Below are 13,498 nucleotides of genomic sequence, written 5' to 3'. Positions count from 1 at the left end.
TTGAACGCACCGAGCGAAGCGGAGGGGATCGCTGCCGCCGTCGAGCCTGATCGCTCGACGGCGGATGTGCGACAGGAGCCGCCTCTGGCCATGGTCCGGGGCGCGCCGTTCCTGACGCTGCCCCAGGATCTCTACATCCCGCCCGACGCGCTGGAGGTCTTCCTCGAAACCTTCGAGGGGCCGCTCGATCTGCTGCTCTATCTGATCCGGCGTCAGAATCTGGATATCCTCGACATCCCGATCGCCGAGATCACCGAGCAGTACATGGAATACGTCGAGCTGATGCATGAGCTGCGTCTGGAACTGGCGGCCGAGTATCTGCTGATGGCCGCGATGCTGGCCGAGATCAAGTCGCGGATGCTGCTGCCCCGACCGCAGGAGGCGGAAGAGGAGGGCGCCGATCCGCGCGCCGATCTGGTCCGAAGGCTCCAGGAGTACGAGCGCTTCAAGCAGGCCGCCGCCGATCTCGACGTGCTGCCCCGACTGGAGCGCGATTACTTCGTCGTCGAGGCCGCTGTGCCGCCCGGATTCATCCGACGCCTGCCGCCGGACGTGGAGCTGCACGAACTGCTGTCGGCACTGCGCGAGGTGCTGGCGCGCGCCGAACTCTTCACCAGCCACAAAGTCGAGAAGGAACAGTTGTCGCTGCGCGAGCGCATGTCGCAGGTGCTGGAACGGCTGAACGGCGGCGGATTCGCGCGTCTGACCGATCTCTTCGACCCGAGTGAAGGGCGTCCGGGCGTGGTCGTGACCTTTCTGGCGCTGCTGGAACTGATCAAGTCGAGCGTGCTCGAACTGGTGCAGTCCGAGTCCTTCGCCCCCATCCATGTCAAACTGCGCGAGTCCTCGCCCGCGACCACTGCATGACCGACCAGCCGCTCAAAGCCATCGTCGAGGGGGCGCTGATCGCCGCCGGCGGTCCGCTGACGCTCGACCGGCTCCTGGAACTCTTCGGCGAGGACGAGCGCCCCGAGCGCGCCGCCATCCTCGACTGTATCCGCGCACTGAGCGCCGACTACGAGGGACGCGGCATCGAGATCGCCGAGGTCGCGGGCGGCTATCGGGTACAGGTGCGTGCATCCGTCGCGCCCTGGGTGGCACGGCTGTGGGACGAGAAGGCGCCGCGCTATTCGCGCGCCCTGCTGGAGACCCTGGCCCTGATCGCCTATCGTCAGCCGATCACGCGCGGCGAGATCGAGGACATCCGCGGCGTGGCCGTGAGCACCAACATCATCAAGACCCTCACCGAGCGCGAATGGGTGCGGGTCGTGGGTCATCGCGACGTGCCGGGCCGCCCGGCGCTCTATGCGACCACGCGCCGCTTCCTGGATTACTTCGGACTGCGTTCGCTCAACGAACTGCCGCCCCTGTCCGAGATCCGCGACCCCGAGTCCTATTTCCTATCCACGAACGTCGCGCCGACGTCCGAACCGACCGAGAACACCCCATGAAGAACGATCGACAGCCGCCCCGTCGCCCCGGTTCCGGCGACGAACCCGTCCGGCTCCAGAAGCTGCTCGCCGAGGCCGGACTCGGCTCGCGTCGCCAGATCGAGGGCTGGATCAGTGAAGGCCGGGTGCGCGTCAACGGTCAGCTCGCCAAGCTCGGCGATCAGGCCACCCGCGCCGACCGTATCCGCGTCGATGGGCGCGATGTCACGCTCAAGCCCAAGCGCGATTCCGAGACCCAGATCATCGTCTACCATAAGCCCGAGGGCGAGCTGGTGACGCGCCGCGATCCCGAGGAACGCCCGACCGTCTTCCGCCGTCTGCCGCGACCCAAGCAGGGGCGCTGGATCGCGGTCGGCCGGCTCGACATCAATACCTCAGGCCTGATCCTCTTCACCACCGATGGCGAGCTGGCCAACCGGCTCATGCATCCATCGCGCGAGATCGAGCGCGAATACTCGGTGCGCATCCTGGGCGAGGTCGCGCCCGAGACCCTGGAGCGCCTGATGGCCGGCATCGAACTGGACGACGGCCCGGCGAAGTTCGAGCGCATCACCGAGCAGGGCGGAACCGGCGCCAATCACTGGTACAACGTGGTGCTGCGCGAGGGACGCAATCGCGAGGTGCGTCGGCTGTGGGAAGCCGCCGGTTGCACCGTCAGCCGGCTGATCCGCATCCGTTACGGCAATGTCGAGCTGGGCCGGCGGCTCTTCCCCGGCAACTGGCGTCCGCTGACCGACGAGGAACGCGCCGAGCTCATGGCCCTGGCCGGGCTGCGGGTGCTGGAGCGTCCGCGTCCGCGCCGTTCCGCCCCTGGAGCCGTGAAGCCCTGGCGATCCAAGCCCGACGGTGGCTCCACATCGGGCGAAGGGTCGAAGTGGGGGCGGCGTCCGCGCTGAGAGATCAACGCGCGGCCGTCGTGCGTGTGTTGCTGGCCAGGATCCATTCGCGCACCCGGTTGGAGTCGCCCATGGGACCGAGTTTGCCGTCGGAACCCAGGAAGACCATGTAGAAGTGCCGATTGTCGATGCGTGCCTGCATGGCCAGACAGCGTCCGGCCTCGTTGATGAAGCCGGTCTTGCTGACCTCCACCGTCCATTCCGGACTGCGCACCAGCGGATTGGTATTGCGATATTGCAGGGCGGTGCCATCCCGGAAGGGACGCAGCGTCATCTCGCCGCGCGAGGTGGTCTCGCGGATCAGCGGGTAGTTCGAGGCGGCGCGCACCATCTTGACCAGATCCTCGGCCGTGGAGCGGTTGCGCGGATCGAGGCCGGAAGAGTCGACGAAATGGGTGTTGTGCATCCCGAGTGCGCGTGCCTTGCGGTTCATGGCCTGAATGAAAGCCTCGGTACCACCGCGGAAGGTGGTGCGCCCTAGGGCATGGGCGGCACGATTGTCCGAGGACATGATGGCGACCATGATCATCTCGCGGCGCGGCAGGATGGCGTCGTCGATGCGCAGACGCGAGCGGCTGTTCTTGAGCCGGTCCCGGTCGTCCTCGACGATGCGGATGGGTGTCTGGAGCGAGACGCCGGTGTCCAGCACCACCATGGCCGTCATCAATTTGGTGACGGAAGCGATGGGTCTGACCGCACGCGCATTCTTAGAGTAGAGGACATTGCCGCGTTCGTCGACGATCATCGCACTGGCCGAGTGCAGATTCAGGGCCGCGCGGTTGAGTCCGCTCCACTCGCGCGAACGCTCGTTCAGTCGCCAGCCGTCCTGGGTGCCTTCGATGTTGCGCCAGTCATAGCCCGATGGATTCACTGGCGCCGAGGCATTGACATAGGGCTTGGGCGGTGTGGGGGCGAGGGTCGCGCGATCCGGGTTCGACGGCGATTGGTTGCTGGCGCAGGCTCCACCGGTCAGCACGATGGGACCGGTGAACAGTAGCACGAACAGCAGGCGTGTCAGGCGGGCGGCGCCCGATCGCCGTCGTTGGTCGGATCGGGAGTGTGAGGCGGGAAACCTTGGCATGGCGGTGAAGTCCCTCAGGCTGGTTTGAATCAAAGGCAATTATTGCATATGGGATTGGCGGCCGGCGCGGCGCGTGCCTTGTGACGCCGATACGCTTGGCGGAAAATGACCGCTCGAAGTCGACAACACCATCATTGAGGGCGCGCACCCCATGCCGGATACACGCGGTTCCATCCACGGCCAATGGTCGTCGCGGTTCGTCTTCATCCTGGCGGCCGTCGGCTCGGCGGTCGGTCTGGGCAATATCTGGAAGTTCCCCTACATCACGGGCGAGAACGGCGGCGGCGCCTTCGTCGTGGTCTATCTGGTCTGTATCGCCCTGATCGGCGTGCCCATCATGATGGCCGAGATCCTCATAGGCCGGCGCGGGCGCCGGAGTCCGATCAATACCATGCGCGCACTGGTGGCCGAGGAGAAGGCCCATCCGGCCTGGCGCTGGCTCGGCTGGCTCGGGGTGGTGACGGGCTTCCTGATCCTGTCCTATTACAGCGTGGTTGCCGGCTGGGCGCTGGCCTATGTCTTCCGTGCCGGCGCCGGACTCTTCACCGGTGCTGATGCCGGGGCGGTCTCGACACTGTTCGGCGCCTTGCTCGACTCGCCCGAGTCCATGCTCGCCTGGCACACCATCTTCATGGTGATGACCATGGCGGTGGTGGCGCGCGGTGTGCGCGGCGGCCTGGAACGTGCCGTTACCCTGTTGATGCCGGCACTCTTCGTGCTGCTCGTGATCCTGGTGTTCTATGCCCTGTACGAGGGCGACTTCGCGCGTGGCGCCGCGTTTCTGTTCAGTCCCGACTTCGACAAGGTGTTCCAGCATTGCGAGGTGGAGGCCGGCGTGAAATCGTGCCGCTTCTCCGGTGAGCCGCTGTTGATCGCCCTGGGGCACGCCTTCTTCACCCTGAGTCTCGGCATGGGCGCGATCATGGTCTATGGCTCCTATATGCCGGGCAATGCCTCGATCGCACGCGCGACCCTGACCATCGTGGTCGCTGACACGGTGGCGGCGCTGCTGGCGGGACTGGCGATCTTTCCGATCGTCTTCGCCAACGGCTTGGAGCCGGCATCGGGGCCGGGGCTGATCTTCCAGACGCTGCCGATCGCCTTCGGGGCCATGACGGGCGGGCACCTGTTCGGCACCCTCTTCTTCGTGCTGCTGGTGTTCGCCGCCTGGACTTCGGCGATCTCGCTCATCGAACCGGCGGTGGCCTGGCTGGTCGAGAATCGGGGGATGGCGCGTGTTCCGGCGGCGCTTGCGGTCGGTGCGACGGCCTGGGTGCTGGGCATCGGCTCGGTGCTGTCCTTCAATCTCTGGTCGGGCGAGTCCTTCCAGCTCTTCGGCAAGACCTGGTTCGACCTCATAGACTATCTGACGGCCAACATCCTGCTGCCGCTCGGGGGGCTGCTGATCGCGCTCTTCGCCGGTTGGGTGATGTCGCGCGCCTCGTCATGCAGCGAGCTGCGGATGGGCGATGGCGTCGGCTATCGCACTTGGCGGTTCCTGGTGCGCTATGTCTCGCCCTGGCTGGTCGTGATCGTTTTTCTCAACGCCATTGGACTGATTTGAACCGCGTGCGAGGTATGAGCGGATGCTGCATGACATGATCGACTGGCTGGTGACTACGGTCGACGGCTGGGGCTATACGGGGGTGATGGCGCTGATGGCCATCGAATCGAGCTTCATCCCCTTTCCGAGCGAGGTGGTGCTGATTCCGGCGGGCTATCTGGCGCATCAGGGCAAGATGGATCCGACGCTGGTGCTGCTGGCCTCGATCGTCGGCTGTCTGATCGGCGCCTTCGTCAATTACGGGCTGGCGCTGGCGGTGGGACGGCCCTTTCTGGAGCGCTACGGACGCTATTTCTTCATCGCCCCGCACGTTCTGCACAAGACGGATGACTTCTTCGAGCGTCATGGGGCCATTTCAACCTTCACCGGGCGTCTGATCCCGGGCATTCGGCAGTTGATCTCGATCCCGGCGGGACTGGCGCGGATGCGGATCGCGACCTTTGCTTTCTATACCGCGTTCGGGGCCGGACTCTGGTCGTTGGTGCTGATCGCTTTAGGCTATTTCATCGGCGGCAACGAGGCCCTCATCCGTGAGAACCTGCCGTTGGTGACGGTCGCAGCCCTGGTCTTCGTGGCCCTAACGTTGCTGGGATATGTGCTCTGGAATCGTCGGCGCCAACCGGCCCAGGCCGATTAACTCTGGGTGGGGCGATAGAACAGATGACGTCCGATGCGGGTCGTGCGCTCGAAGTGTCGCGACCACGTGGGACTGACATAGTCGGTGTGGTAGTAGAGTGCGCCGTCGGTCGGGTCCGGGACTTCGTCGGCCAGGACGCGGCGACTGATTTCCAATGAGCGTTTCCAGGCCCTTTGCTCCTTGGGGTCGTCGGGCTTGCCGTCACACCACCAGGAGAACTGGCAGCGATGACGCTTCTGGCCGCCCTGCTTGACCACCCCGCAGATCGATTCGGGAAACGCCTCCGACTCGACCCGGTTCAGGGTCACGCGGGCGACGGCGATCTGGCCGGATTCCGGCTCGGAGCGGGCTTCGTGGTAGATGTTCAGGGCCAGACAGCGCAGATCCGGATCGATCTCCGGCTCGTCTCTGACGCAGGACTGGCTGCTGTGATTCGCACAGCGCGCCTCGTTGAGGCGTGGCGCGATGTGCGATGAGGTCAGGAGGGTCGGGGCGATAGCGGCGAGCAAGGCCGTGGTCAGCGTTCGCATGGTTCCTTTATCGTGTATGAAATACTCGGGAAGATTGTCGATATTGTATTTCAAAACTCGATATCAGGGAAATCCCTAGTGGGGCAAGGCGTCGCTTGATATGAACCTCTGCCAGACAGTCTGGTATCAATCGTAAAAAGACGGCGCACGATACAGGTCGTGCGCTGAAATTGTTGTCGATTCACCTTTGGCTTGCTTTATTGACAGATTTTTCCGTTTCCCCAGGGTGAGCCGAGCATAAAGGAAACGGCGTCCCATGCAGCCCATTTGGTCTGATCATCAAATTCAAGTTCTAAAGGCGGAGTCGTGGAATTAAGATCGATAATTGGTCCGACGACGCCGATCAACGACCACAATCCCTGCGTTAGATCATCGAACTTCATGTAGGAACGCAGTGTAGAGTCAGAGATTTTGCCTGTTCCGAGATTTTCATCTTTCGATAAATAAATATGATCGATATCGCCAAAGCGAATATCCGCAGTTTCGGCAAGTGGCCGCATGGCGAGTGGGGCCGTACCTACAGCGGGTCGGGTGATTACCCATATCTTAGGGTCGCATGCCTGGTATTCGATTGCATTATTAATTTCGCACATTTCAGTATAGTCGGCATCTGTATCAGATGTATCATTAGGATCGGTCGTAGGAGTGGCTGTGGTTTTTAAGCCGAGGGCTTGAGGATTGTAAAAAAAGAAATACACATCGGTGACACTCGATGTTACGGTGCCGTCTTTTTTATTGACCGTGCGTTTACCTGCGTCGTAGGTCAGTTGAAACGAGAGTACATCGCGCTTCCATACATCAGTACAGGGTGTGAAAGCTGTCGTCGATGGTTTTGTCTTGTCTTTCAGTGATGCCTCAGCATCGCTACCCTTTGGCCGGCTAACGGTGATCTTCATCGAATAGGCATAGGGCTTAACGGTTTTGGTGGTCGTTTGAGCATAACCAATCGACCAGGAAAGCGCTAAGCAGCAGGCGAGTGATGAAACAGTAAAAAACTTGGTCATGATGGGACTCCAAATGTAGGATCCTTGTCGTAGAACTCGACATTGGATCGGCGCAGCGGCAGATGCGGAAGAGGGCGATCCTGTATGCAGGGCGGCTTGTTCGCTTGTCGCATCGTTGACCTTTAACGGCCAGACGCTTCCAAGTTTGAGGGAAAAATTGCGGCAAGTCTGTGACCCAGTTCGAGTAACCCGAGTCGCATGTGGAGTTCGTCGGTCCCGATCAGCAGTTTTGGGGCAGGGATACTCCCAAAAGCGCGCCTGAACACCGCCTATCATGCCAGGTGCGGTTTAGGCTATGCTTCGCGCCGCCTCTATTTGCGGAGAATCAGTATGGATCAACACCCATCATCCGACCGCGCCCAAGGTTGGCGCCCTAGCACCTGGATCACCGCCATCGAGCGCCGCATTCCGCCGGTGCTCATCGAGAACCTGCGTCGCCTCGGTCTGAGACGCGGCATTCCGGTCTTCGTCCTGGCCTGGCTGCTCCTGCTGCTGGCCGTCGACGCGATCTATCCGATCGATGTTCGCGGATGGTTCATCTCCGCGCTCCTGATCCTGTTCTATCTGCTGCCGACCTGGCTGGCGTTCGACCAGGGGCACAGACGGCGTGTGACCATCAGTGTGCTCAACGTCCTGCTGGGCTGGACGATCATCGGCTGGTTCGGGCTGCTGCTCTGGTCGATGACCCGGAGTCGTCGCGACTCTCAGGAGCCTCTGGGAGCGGAGACCGGCGCGCTCGGCACGGACGCCTAGCGCGCGGAACATGTGGCTGGAGGTCCATGGCGCCGGAAGGCCGGCGCCATGGATCGACGTCTCCGGTCCCCGGAGACGGCTTGAGGCGGCGCTCAATCCTCGCTGCGCTGATAGGCATCCATCATCTGCTTCTGGATGTTGCCCGGCACCGGGTCATAGTGGCTCAGCTCGATGCCGTAGGTACCCTCGCCGCCGGTGAGCGACTTGAGCCGCGCGTCATAGCCCTCCAGTTCGGCCAGCGGCACCTCGCCCTCGATGACCACGCGCCCGCGGCTCTTGGACTCGCTGCCGTTGATGCGTCCGCGACGGCTCGACAGATCCCCGGCCAGATCGCCCATGGCGCTGTCCTGGGCCGTGATACGGATCTTGACGATCGGCTCCAGGATCACCGGCTGGGCCTTGAGCACGGCGTCGATGAACGCCTTGCGTCCGGCGGTGGCGAAGGCGATGTCCTTGGAATCCACCGCGTGGTACTTGCCGTCATAGACCGTGACCCGGATGTCCTGGAGCGGATAACCCGCGACGGCCCCTTCCTCCAGCACCTGACGCACGCCCTTTTCGATCGAGGGGATGAAGTTGCCCGGAATGGCCCCGCCGACCACGGCATCGACGAACTCGAACCCGGCTCCACGCGCGTTGGGTTCGACCCGCAGATAGACCTCGCCGAACTGGCCGGCGCCGCCGGTCTGCTTCTTGTGCCGATGATGGCCCTCGGCCTGACCCATGATGGTCTCGCGATAGGGGATGCTCGGCGGACGGGTCTCGACGTCGACATGGAACTGCTCGGTCAGTCGGCGCAGCACCACCTTGAGATGGGCCTCGCCGAGTCCGCGCACCACGGTTTCGTTGGCACTGGCATTGTGCTCGATGTGGAAGCAGGGGTCTTCCGAGCGCAGCTTGTTGAGTGCATCGGTGAGCTTCTGCTCGTCGCCGCGCTTGCTGGTGTTGATCGCCAGTCCGAACAGCGGGATCGGGCATTCCATCGTGGTCAGATGGAAATGGTCCTCGTCGTGCGAGTCGTGCAGCACGGCGTCGAAATGGATGTCGTCGACCCGGGTGACGGCCAGGATGTCGCCCGGTACGCCCTCGTCGACCTCGATCAGATCATTGCCATGCACGCGATAGAGATGATTGACCTTGAACGGCTTGCGCGCGTCGCCGACGAAGAGCTGGCTGGCCGGGGTGATGCGCCCCTGATGGACGCGGAAGATGCCGATCTTGCCGCGATAGGGGTCGTTGAGGATCTTGAACACATGGGCCACGGCATGCAGCGCCGGATCCGGACTGACGCGCACCGGCTCCATGGCCGCACCCTCGCCCTTGAGGAAGGGCGGCGGATTGCCCTCGGCCGGATTGGGCATCAGACGCGCCATGATCTCCAGCAGCTCAGGGATGCCGGCGCCGGTCTGGGCCGAGACATAGCAGATCGGCATCAGATGCGCCTCGCGCAGCGCCGCCTCGAAGGGGTCGTGGAGCTGCTCGGGCTGGAGTTCCTGGCCCTGCTCCAGATAGAGCGCCATCAGATCCTCGTCGACCTCGACCACCTGGTCGACGATCTGACTGTGCGCCTCTTCAACCGAAGAGAAATCGGTGGGGCCGCCGCTGGGCTGGAAGAAGCAGTCGACCACGCGCTTGCCGCCATCGGCCGGCAGGTTGATCGGCAGACACTCGGGGCCGAAGGTCTCGCGGATCTGTTCGGTCAACTGACCCAGGTCGACATGCTCGGCGTCGATCTGGTTGACGATGATCAGCCGGCACAGATGACGGTTGTCGGCGGCCTTCATCAGGCGCGTGGTCATGGACTCGATCCCGGCCTGGGCGTTGATGACCAGGGCGGCGGTCTCGACCGCCGTCAGCACCGAGAGACTGCGCCCGAGGAAATCGGGATAGCCGGGGGTGTCGATCAGGTTGATGTGCTTGCCGCTGGTGGTGAAGCTGGTGATGGCGGCGTCCAGCGAGTGCTGCAACTCCTTTTCCATGGGGTCGAAGTCGCAGACCGTGGTGCCCTTGGTCACATTGCCGGGCACATTGATGACGCCGGTGGCCGCGAGCAGCGCCTCCACCAGGGTGGTCTTTCCGGAGCCGGCATGACCGACCAGGGCGATGTTGCGGACGTCCTCGGCATTGTAGTCAGACATCTTGGATCCCGTCGTGGCGCTTGAGTGGAAATCGGGGCGCTTGAGCGAACAGGCGCCCAGGGACGTTCATCCGAACGAATCGAAAGTATACTGCAACCGGAGTGTGACTCAGGCCGTCTGGGGGGATGAAATCGCGCTGGAGTTGCCCTAGATCAAGGGGACGGTCGAAAGTGCGGCTTCGTCGAGGACCAAGGGGACGGTTCCGGCGGCGAAAGCGGGGCTTGGCGTCGGCGATCGGCAAGGGATAAAAAGTGGCGGCCGACATGGAGGGCCGCCGAAGGACGCACAGCTAGGGATCGTGATGAGCGCTGAGTGATCGAACCGCACGCCCGTGACGGCCTGTCATGACCCGAAACGGGGATCGTTCACTGTGGAACCGTGCCGAAATCACCTTGGGGCGCGGTTCGATTCTGTCTTGATGCAAACGTTAGCACAACGCTGGAGGCCAAAAATGGCACTGGTTCTCAAATCCGACACCTTTGTCGATGGTGAAGCCATTCCATCGCGTCATACCTGCGAGGGCGAGGACTGCTCGCCGCCGTTGAGCTGGGAGAATCTGCCGGAGGGAACCCGGAGTCTGGTGCTGATCGTCGACGACCCGGATGCGCCCGATCCGGCCGCGCCGCGCATGGTCTGGGATCACTGGATCCTCTACAACCTCCCGCCGGAGTGTGGGGGACTGCCCGAGGATGCGGCGCGTCATGGATTGCCCGAGGGCACGGGGCAGGGGATCAATAGCTGGGGTCGGACGGGGTACGGCGGACCCTGCCCGCCGATCGGACGTCACCGCTATTTCCATCGGCTCTATGCGCTGGATGTTCGGTTACCCGAGGCGCTGGGTACGCCCGGCAAGGACGATCTGCTGGTGGCGATGGACGATCACATCCTGGCCCATGCCGAGTTGGTCGGAACCTATGAGAAATCCGCCGTGGACTGAGCTGGACTCGATGATTGAAAACCGTGCGCGTGCGCCGGGCGTCAGAACTCAGCGTTCTGTACGCCCGTTTTGGTGCTCAGGGCCGCACTTGGTCGATGCGGATCCGGACATCGGTCTCGGTATCGCGCTGAACTGGTTCCGACTCGCCGAACAGGTCGCCCGGCTGGGGCGTGGCCTGACCGCTCTTTGAGACCCGTGCTCCGACCCGGACCTGCTCGAAGGCCGACAGCCGCAGGGCCGGATTCATGGCCTGACTGTCGTCGAGCGTCACGGTGGCGGGCAGATCCTTGACCTGGAGACGTTGCACGGCCAGCGGCATCGGCGGTCCCTGAACGGCTCGCGCGAAGACAAAGACCGTATCCTCGGGCGAGACTCGATCCGAGAAATGCGGGTCGAGGCTGACGGCCACGGTCAGGCTCGATTGGGGCGCGGCGGCTACAGTCTCTGTGATGTCGGCGGACGTCTCGGTCGTCGTAGTGTCGCTTGGTGTTTCGGCCTCGATATTCACAGCGGCGGCTGGAAGCGTAGCGGGTGCGGCAGTCTCGGTATCTGAGGTTGTCGTTTCGCCCGCTTCGCTTGGTGTGACCGATGCGGTCTCAGCCGGAACTCCAGCACGACGCTGGGCCTCATCCATCATCTGACGCAGATTGCCGGCTTCCTCGCTCTCCGGATCCAGTGTATCTAAGATGCTCTGCCAGGTCGTTCGGGCGGCCTGATACTGGCCCCGCTGGAAGGCGACCAAACCCGAGAACCAGCGGGCATTGGTGTTGGTCGGATCCAGCTCCAGCGCCTCGGCGATCAGTTCGGCCGGGCGTCCCAGCAGGCTCTTGTTGGGATCAGCCAGTCCCAGCACCTCGGCATAGGCGATCTTGAGTTCGACCTCGTTGGGCGCGAGCGTATAGGCGCGTTCCATGGCCTTGGCGCCGGCGTTGAGTCGACCCATGGCCAGATAGGTACGGCTGAGCATCATCCAGCCATCGATGTTCGCCGGTTCCTGTTCGAGCCGTTTTTCCAACTGCTGGACCAGTTCTTCCAGCGAGGCGGCCTCGGCGTTGGGGCTGTCCGTCATGGCGGCCGTCTGGCGCTGGTCGATCAGGTCGGTCCGGCCGATCTCCAGGTAGGCAAGTACGGTCGCGGCCGGAACGACGATGGTCAGGACCAACGCCATCGCCCAGCGGCTGAGGGCGGAACTCGAATGCTCGGTGGTCGCCGCCGTCTCGGCGCCGTCCAGATCGTAGAGCAACTCGCGCTCCAGATCGCGCCGTGCAGCGTCGTACTGTGCCTGATCGAGAAAACCGGCCTCCAGGTCGGCGTCGAGTTCCTTCAGGCGCTGCTGGAAGACTTCCAGGTTGAGTCGATCCTGACCGGGCGCGGTATCCGGCGGTAAGGGGCGCACCAGCGGCGCGAGCACGAAGACGAGCGACAGGGCCAGCAGAATACCGGCGAGAATCCAGAAAATGATCATGGGGTTCGAGTCAGTCGTGTTGATCGCCGGTCTTGGCGAATAGCTGTTGCAGTCGGGCGCGTTCGGCCTCGCTCAGATCCTGCTCGGGTTCGGCCTTCTTGCGCTGGAGCGTGCGCGCGAGCAGATAGGCGCCGAAACCGACGAACAGGAAGGGGCCGAACCAGAGCACCAGGGTCGAGGGTTTGAGCGGCGGCTCATAGAGCACGAAGTCGCCATAGCGTTCGACCAGGAAGTCGATGACCTCCTGACGGCTCTTGCCTTCCTGCATCAGGCGATAGACCTCTTTGCGCAGATCCTGGGCGACACCAGCCTGCGAACCGGCGAGCGACTCGTTCTGACAGACCAGACAGCGCAGCTCGCTGGTGAGATCGCGGAATTCCTGGGTGCGCGCCGGATCCTCGAAGGTGAACTCTTCCAGGGTGAAGGCGTGAGCCGGAGCGGCCGTCAGCAGGGCGCCGGCCAGCGTCAGCGCAGCCACGAGCGACTGGGTCTGAGTCCGGATCATGGTTTGCCCCCTTGGTAGCGCGCGACGATGGGCTGGATCTCCTCGGCCCAGACCTGGGCGTCGATCGGCCCGACCCGTTTGTGACGGATGATGCCCTCGGCGTCGACGATGAAGGTCTCGGGCGCGCCATAGACGCCCCAGTCGATCCCGGCCTGATTGTCCGGGTCGTAGAGGGAGACCGTATAGGGATCGCCATAGCGCTGGAGCATGGCCAGAGCCTCGGGCCGGGTGTCCTTCCAGTTGAAGCCGATCACCCGCACGCCGTGCTCGCGCGCGATACGCATGAGTTCGGCGTGTTCCTGACGGCAGGACGGGCACCAGGAGGCCCAGACGTTCACCAGCGACACCTGACCGATGAGGATGTCACGGGTCAGGGTCTGGTTGGGATCCTTGAGATCGGGCAGACTGAACTCAGGCGCCGGCTTGTCGACCAGCGGCGAGGGGATCTTGCGCGGGTCCAGTTGCAGCCCGTAGAAGAGCAGGGCAGCCAGGGCCAGAAAGATCCCGAGCGGGATGAGAGCGCGTTTGGCGGATGTG

Annotated in this window: 14 protein-coding genes; 7 read left to right on the top strand and 7 right to left on the bottom strand. The window is 63.4% G+C overall.

What is annotated here, in order from left to right:
* The 3 genes from HW932_RS10145 to rluB are packed head-to-tail and all read left to right on the top strand — an operon-like array spanning position 1 to position 2,347.
* Positions 1 to 867 (top strand): segregation and condensation protein A, encoded by an 867-nt coding sequence (locus HW932_RS10145; protein ID WP_222932307.1) that lies wholly within the window; start codon positions 1 to 3, stop codon positions 865 to 867.
* Positions 864 to 1,451: an SMC-Scp complex subunit ScpB gene (gene scpB / locus HW932_RS10140; RefSeq protein ID WP_176976384.1), complete on the top strand. Its 588-nt coding sequence runs from the start codon at positions 864 to 866 to the stop codon at positions 1,449 to 1,451. Before HW932_RS10145 ends, scpB begins: the two co-directional genes overlap by 4 nt.
* On the top strand, positions 1,448 to 2,347 hold the full coding sequence (gene rluB, locus HW932_RS10135) for a 23S rRNA pseudouridine(2605) synthase RluB (protein WP_176976383.1): 900 nt from the start codon (positions 1,448 to 1,450) through the stop codon (positions 2,345 to 2,347). The genes scpB and rluB overlap by 4 nt, the downstream gene beginning before the upstream one ends.
* Positions 2,348 to 2,351: 4 nt before the next feature.
* Here rluB and HW932_RS10130 read toward each other — a convergent pair whose 3' ends face one another.
* Entirely contained in the window at positions 2,352 to 3,428 is a 1,077-nt protein-coding gene (locus HW932_RS10130; RefSeq protein WP_176976382.1) for a D-alanyl-D-alanine carboxypeptidase family protein, read from the bottom strand.
* 151 nt (positions 3,429 to 3,579) lie between these two features.
* Here HW932_RS10130 and HW932_RS10125 point away from each other — a divergent pair, with 151 nt between their 5' ends.
* Together HW932_RS10125 and HW932_RS10120 are read left to right on the top strand one after the other, a co-directional pair.
* Positions 3,580 to 4,992 (top strand): sodium-dependent transporter, encoded by a 1,413-nt coding sequence (locus tag HW932_RS10125; RefSeq protein WP_176976381.1) that lies wholly within the window; start codon positions 3,580 to 3,582, stop codon positions 4,990 to 4,992.
* A gap of 22 nt (positions 4,993 to 5,014) precedes the next feature.
* Positions 5,015 to 5,629, top strand: a complete 615-nt coding sequence (locus HW932_RS10120; RefSeq protein WP_176976380.1) for a DedA family protein — start codon at positions 5,015 to 5,017, stop codon at positions 5,627 to 5,629.
* On the opposite strand, the gene HW932_RS10115 is transcribed toward HW932_RS10120, so the two are convergent.
* Positions 5,626 to 6,159 (bottom strand): cell wall hydrolase, encoded by a 534-nt coding sequence (locus HW932_RS10115; protein WP_176976379.1) that lies wholly within the window; start codon positions 6,157 to 6,159, stop codon positions 5,626 to 5,628. The two genes, HW932_RS10120 and HW932_RS10115, sit on opposite strands and share 4 nt — an antisense overlap.
* Before the next feature lie 197 nt (positions 6,160 to 6,356).
* Positions 6,357 to 7,163: a hypothetical protein gene (locus tag HW932_RS10110; protein ID WP_176976378.1), complete on the bottom strand. Its 807-nt coding sequence runs from the start codon at positions 7,161 to 7,163 to the stop codon at positions 6,357 to 6,359.
* 330 nt (positions 7,164 to 7,493) lie between these two features.
* On the opposite strand from HW932_RS10110, the gene HW932_RS10105 reads away from it, so the two are divergent.
* Positions 7,494 to 7,916: a superinfection immunity protein gene (locus tag HW932_RS10105; RefSeq protein WP_176976377.1), complete on the top strand. Its 423-nt coding sequence runs from the start codon at positions 7,494 to 7,496 to the stop codon at positions 7,914 to 7,916.
* Positions 7,917 to 8,008: 92 nt separating this feature from the next.
* On the opposite strand, the gene fusA is transcribed toward HW932_RS10105, so the two are convergent.
* Positions 8,009 to 10,054 carry an elongation factor G gene (gene fusA, locus HW932_RS10100; RefSeq protein ID WP_176976376.1) on the bottom strand — a complete coding sequence of 682 codons (2,046 nt, stop codon included), beginning with the start codon at positions 10,052 to 10,054 and terminating at the stop codon, positions 8,009 to 8,011.
* Between the two features lie 451 nt (positions 10,055 to 10,505).
* On the opposite strand from fusA, the gene HW932_RS10095 reads away from it, so the two are divergent.
* Positions 10,506 to 10,991 carry a YbhB/YbcL family Raf kinase inhibitor-like protein gene (locus HW932_RS10095; RefSeq protein ID WP_176976375.1) on the top strand — a complete coding sequence of 162 codons (486 nt, stop codon included), beginning with the start codon at positions 10,506 to 10,508 and terminating at the stop codon, positions 10,989 to 10,991.
* Between the two features lie 76 nt (positions 10,992 to 11,067).
* Here HW932_RS10095 and ccmI read toward each other — a convergent pair whose 3' ends face one another.
* From ccmI to HW932_RS10080, 3 genes are all read right to left on the bottom strand, one after another.
* Positions 11,068 to 12,456 carry a c-type cytochrome biogenesis protein CcmI gene (gene ccmI, locus HW932_RS10090; RefSeq protein ID WP_176976374.1) on the bottom strand — a complete coding sequence of 463 codons (1,389 nt, stop codon included), beginning with the start codon at positions 12,454 to 12,456 and terminating at the stop codon, positions 11,068 to 11,070.
* A 10-nt stretch (positions 12,457 to 12,466) separates the two neighbouring features.
* On the bottom strand, positions 12,467 to 12,961 hold the full coding sequence (locus HW932_RS10085; RefSeq protein WP_176976373.1) for a cytochrome c-type biogenesis protein: 495 nt from the start codon (positions 12,959 to 12,961) through the stop codon (positions 12,467 to 12,469).
* Positions 12,958 to 13,498 (bottom strand): DsbE family thiol:disulfide interchange protein (locus HW932_RS10080; protein ID WP_176976372.1); only part of this gene is annotated, 541 nt, incomplete at its 5' end. The genes HW932_RS10080 and HW932_RS10085, both read right to left, overlap by 4 nt.

It is taken from the genome of Allochromatium humboldtianum, from assembly GCF_013385175.1.
GTDB classification, from domain to species: domain Bacteria; phylum Pseudomonadota; class Gammaproteobacteria; order Chromatiales; family Chromatiaceae; genus Thermochromatium; species Thermochromatium humboldtianum.
Note: the sequence above shows the minus strand (reverse complement) of the source record. Positions and strands in the feature narration are given on the sequence as shown.

Coding starts and splice junctions, on each gene's coding strand:
- rluB (WP_176976383.1), top strand. CDS start 1,448: ATGAAGAACGATCGACAGCCGCCCCGTCGCCCCGGTTCCGGCGACGAA.
- HW932_RS10130 (WP_176976382.1), bottom strand. CDS start 3,428: ATGCCAAGGTTTCCCGCCTCACACTCCCGATCCGACCAACGACGGCGA.
- fusA (WP_176976376.1), bottom strand. CDS start 10,054: ATGTCTGACTACAATGCCGAGGACGTCCGCAACATCGCCCTGGTCGGT.
- HW932_RS10120 (WP_176976380.1), top strand. CDS start 5,015: ATGCTGCATGACATGATCGACTGGCTGGTGACTACGGTCGACGGCTGG.
- HW932_RS10085 (WP_176976373.1), bottom strand. CDS start 12,961: ATGATCCGGACTCAGACCCAGTCGCTCGTGGCTGCGCTGACGCTGGCC.
- scpB (WP_176976384.1), top strand. CDS start 864: ATGACCGACCAGCCGCTCAAAGCCATCGTCGAGGGGGCGCTGATCGCC.
- HW932_RS10115 (WP_176976379.1), bottom strand. CDS start 6,159: ATGCGAACGCTGACCACGGCCTTGCTCGCCGCTATCGCCCCGACCCTC.
- HW932_RS10125 (WP_176976381.1), top strand. CDS start 3,580: ATGCCGGATACACGCGGTTCCATCCACGGCCAATGGTCGTCGCGGTTC.
- HW932_RS10095 (WP_176976375.1), top strand. CDS start 10,506: ATGGCACTGGTTCTCAAATCCGACACCTTTGTCGATGGTGAAGCCATT.
- HW932_RS10110 (WP_176976378.1), bottom strand. CDS start 7,163: ATGACCAAGTTTTTTACTGTTTCATCACTCGCCTGCTGCTTAGCGCTT.
- ccmI (WP_176976374.1), bottom strand. CDS start 12,456: ATGATCATTTTCTGGATTCTCGCCGGTATTCTGCTGGCCCTGTCGCTC.
- HW932_RS10105 (WP_176976377.1), top strand. CDS start 7,494: ATGGATCAACACCCATCATCCGACCGCGCCCAAGGTTGGCGCCCTAGC.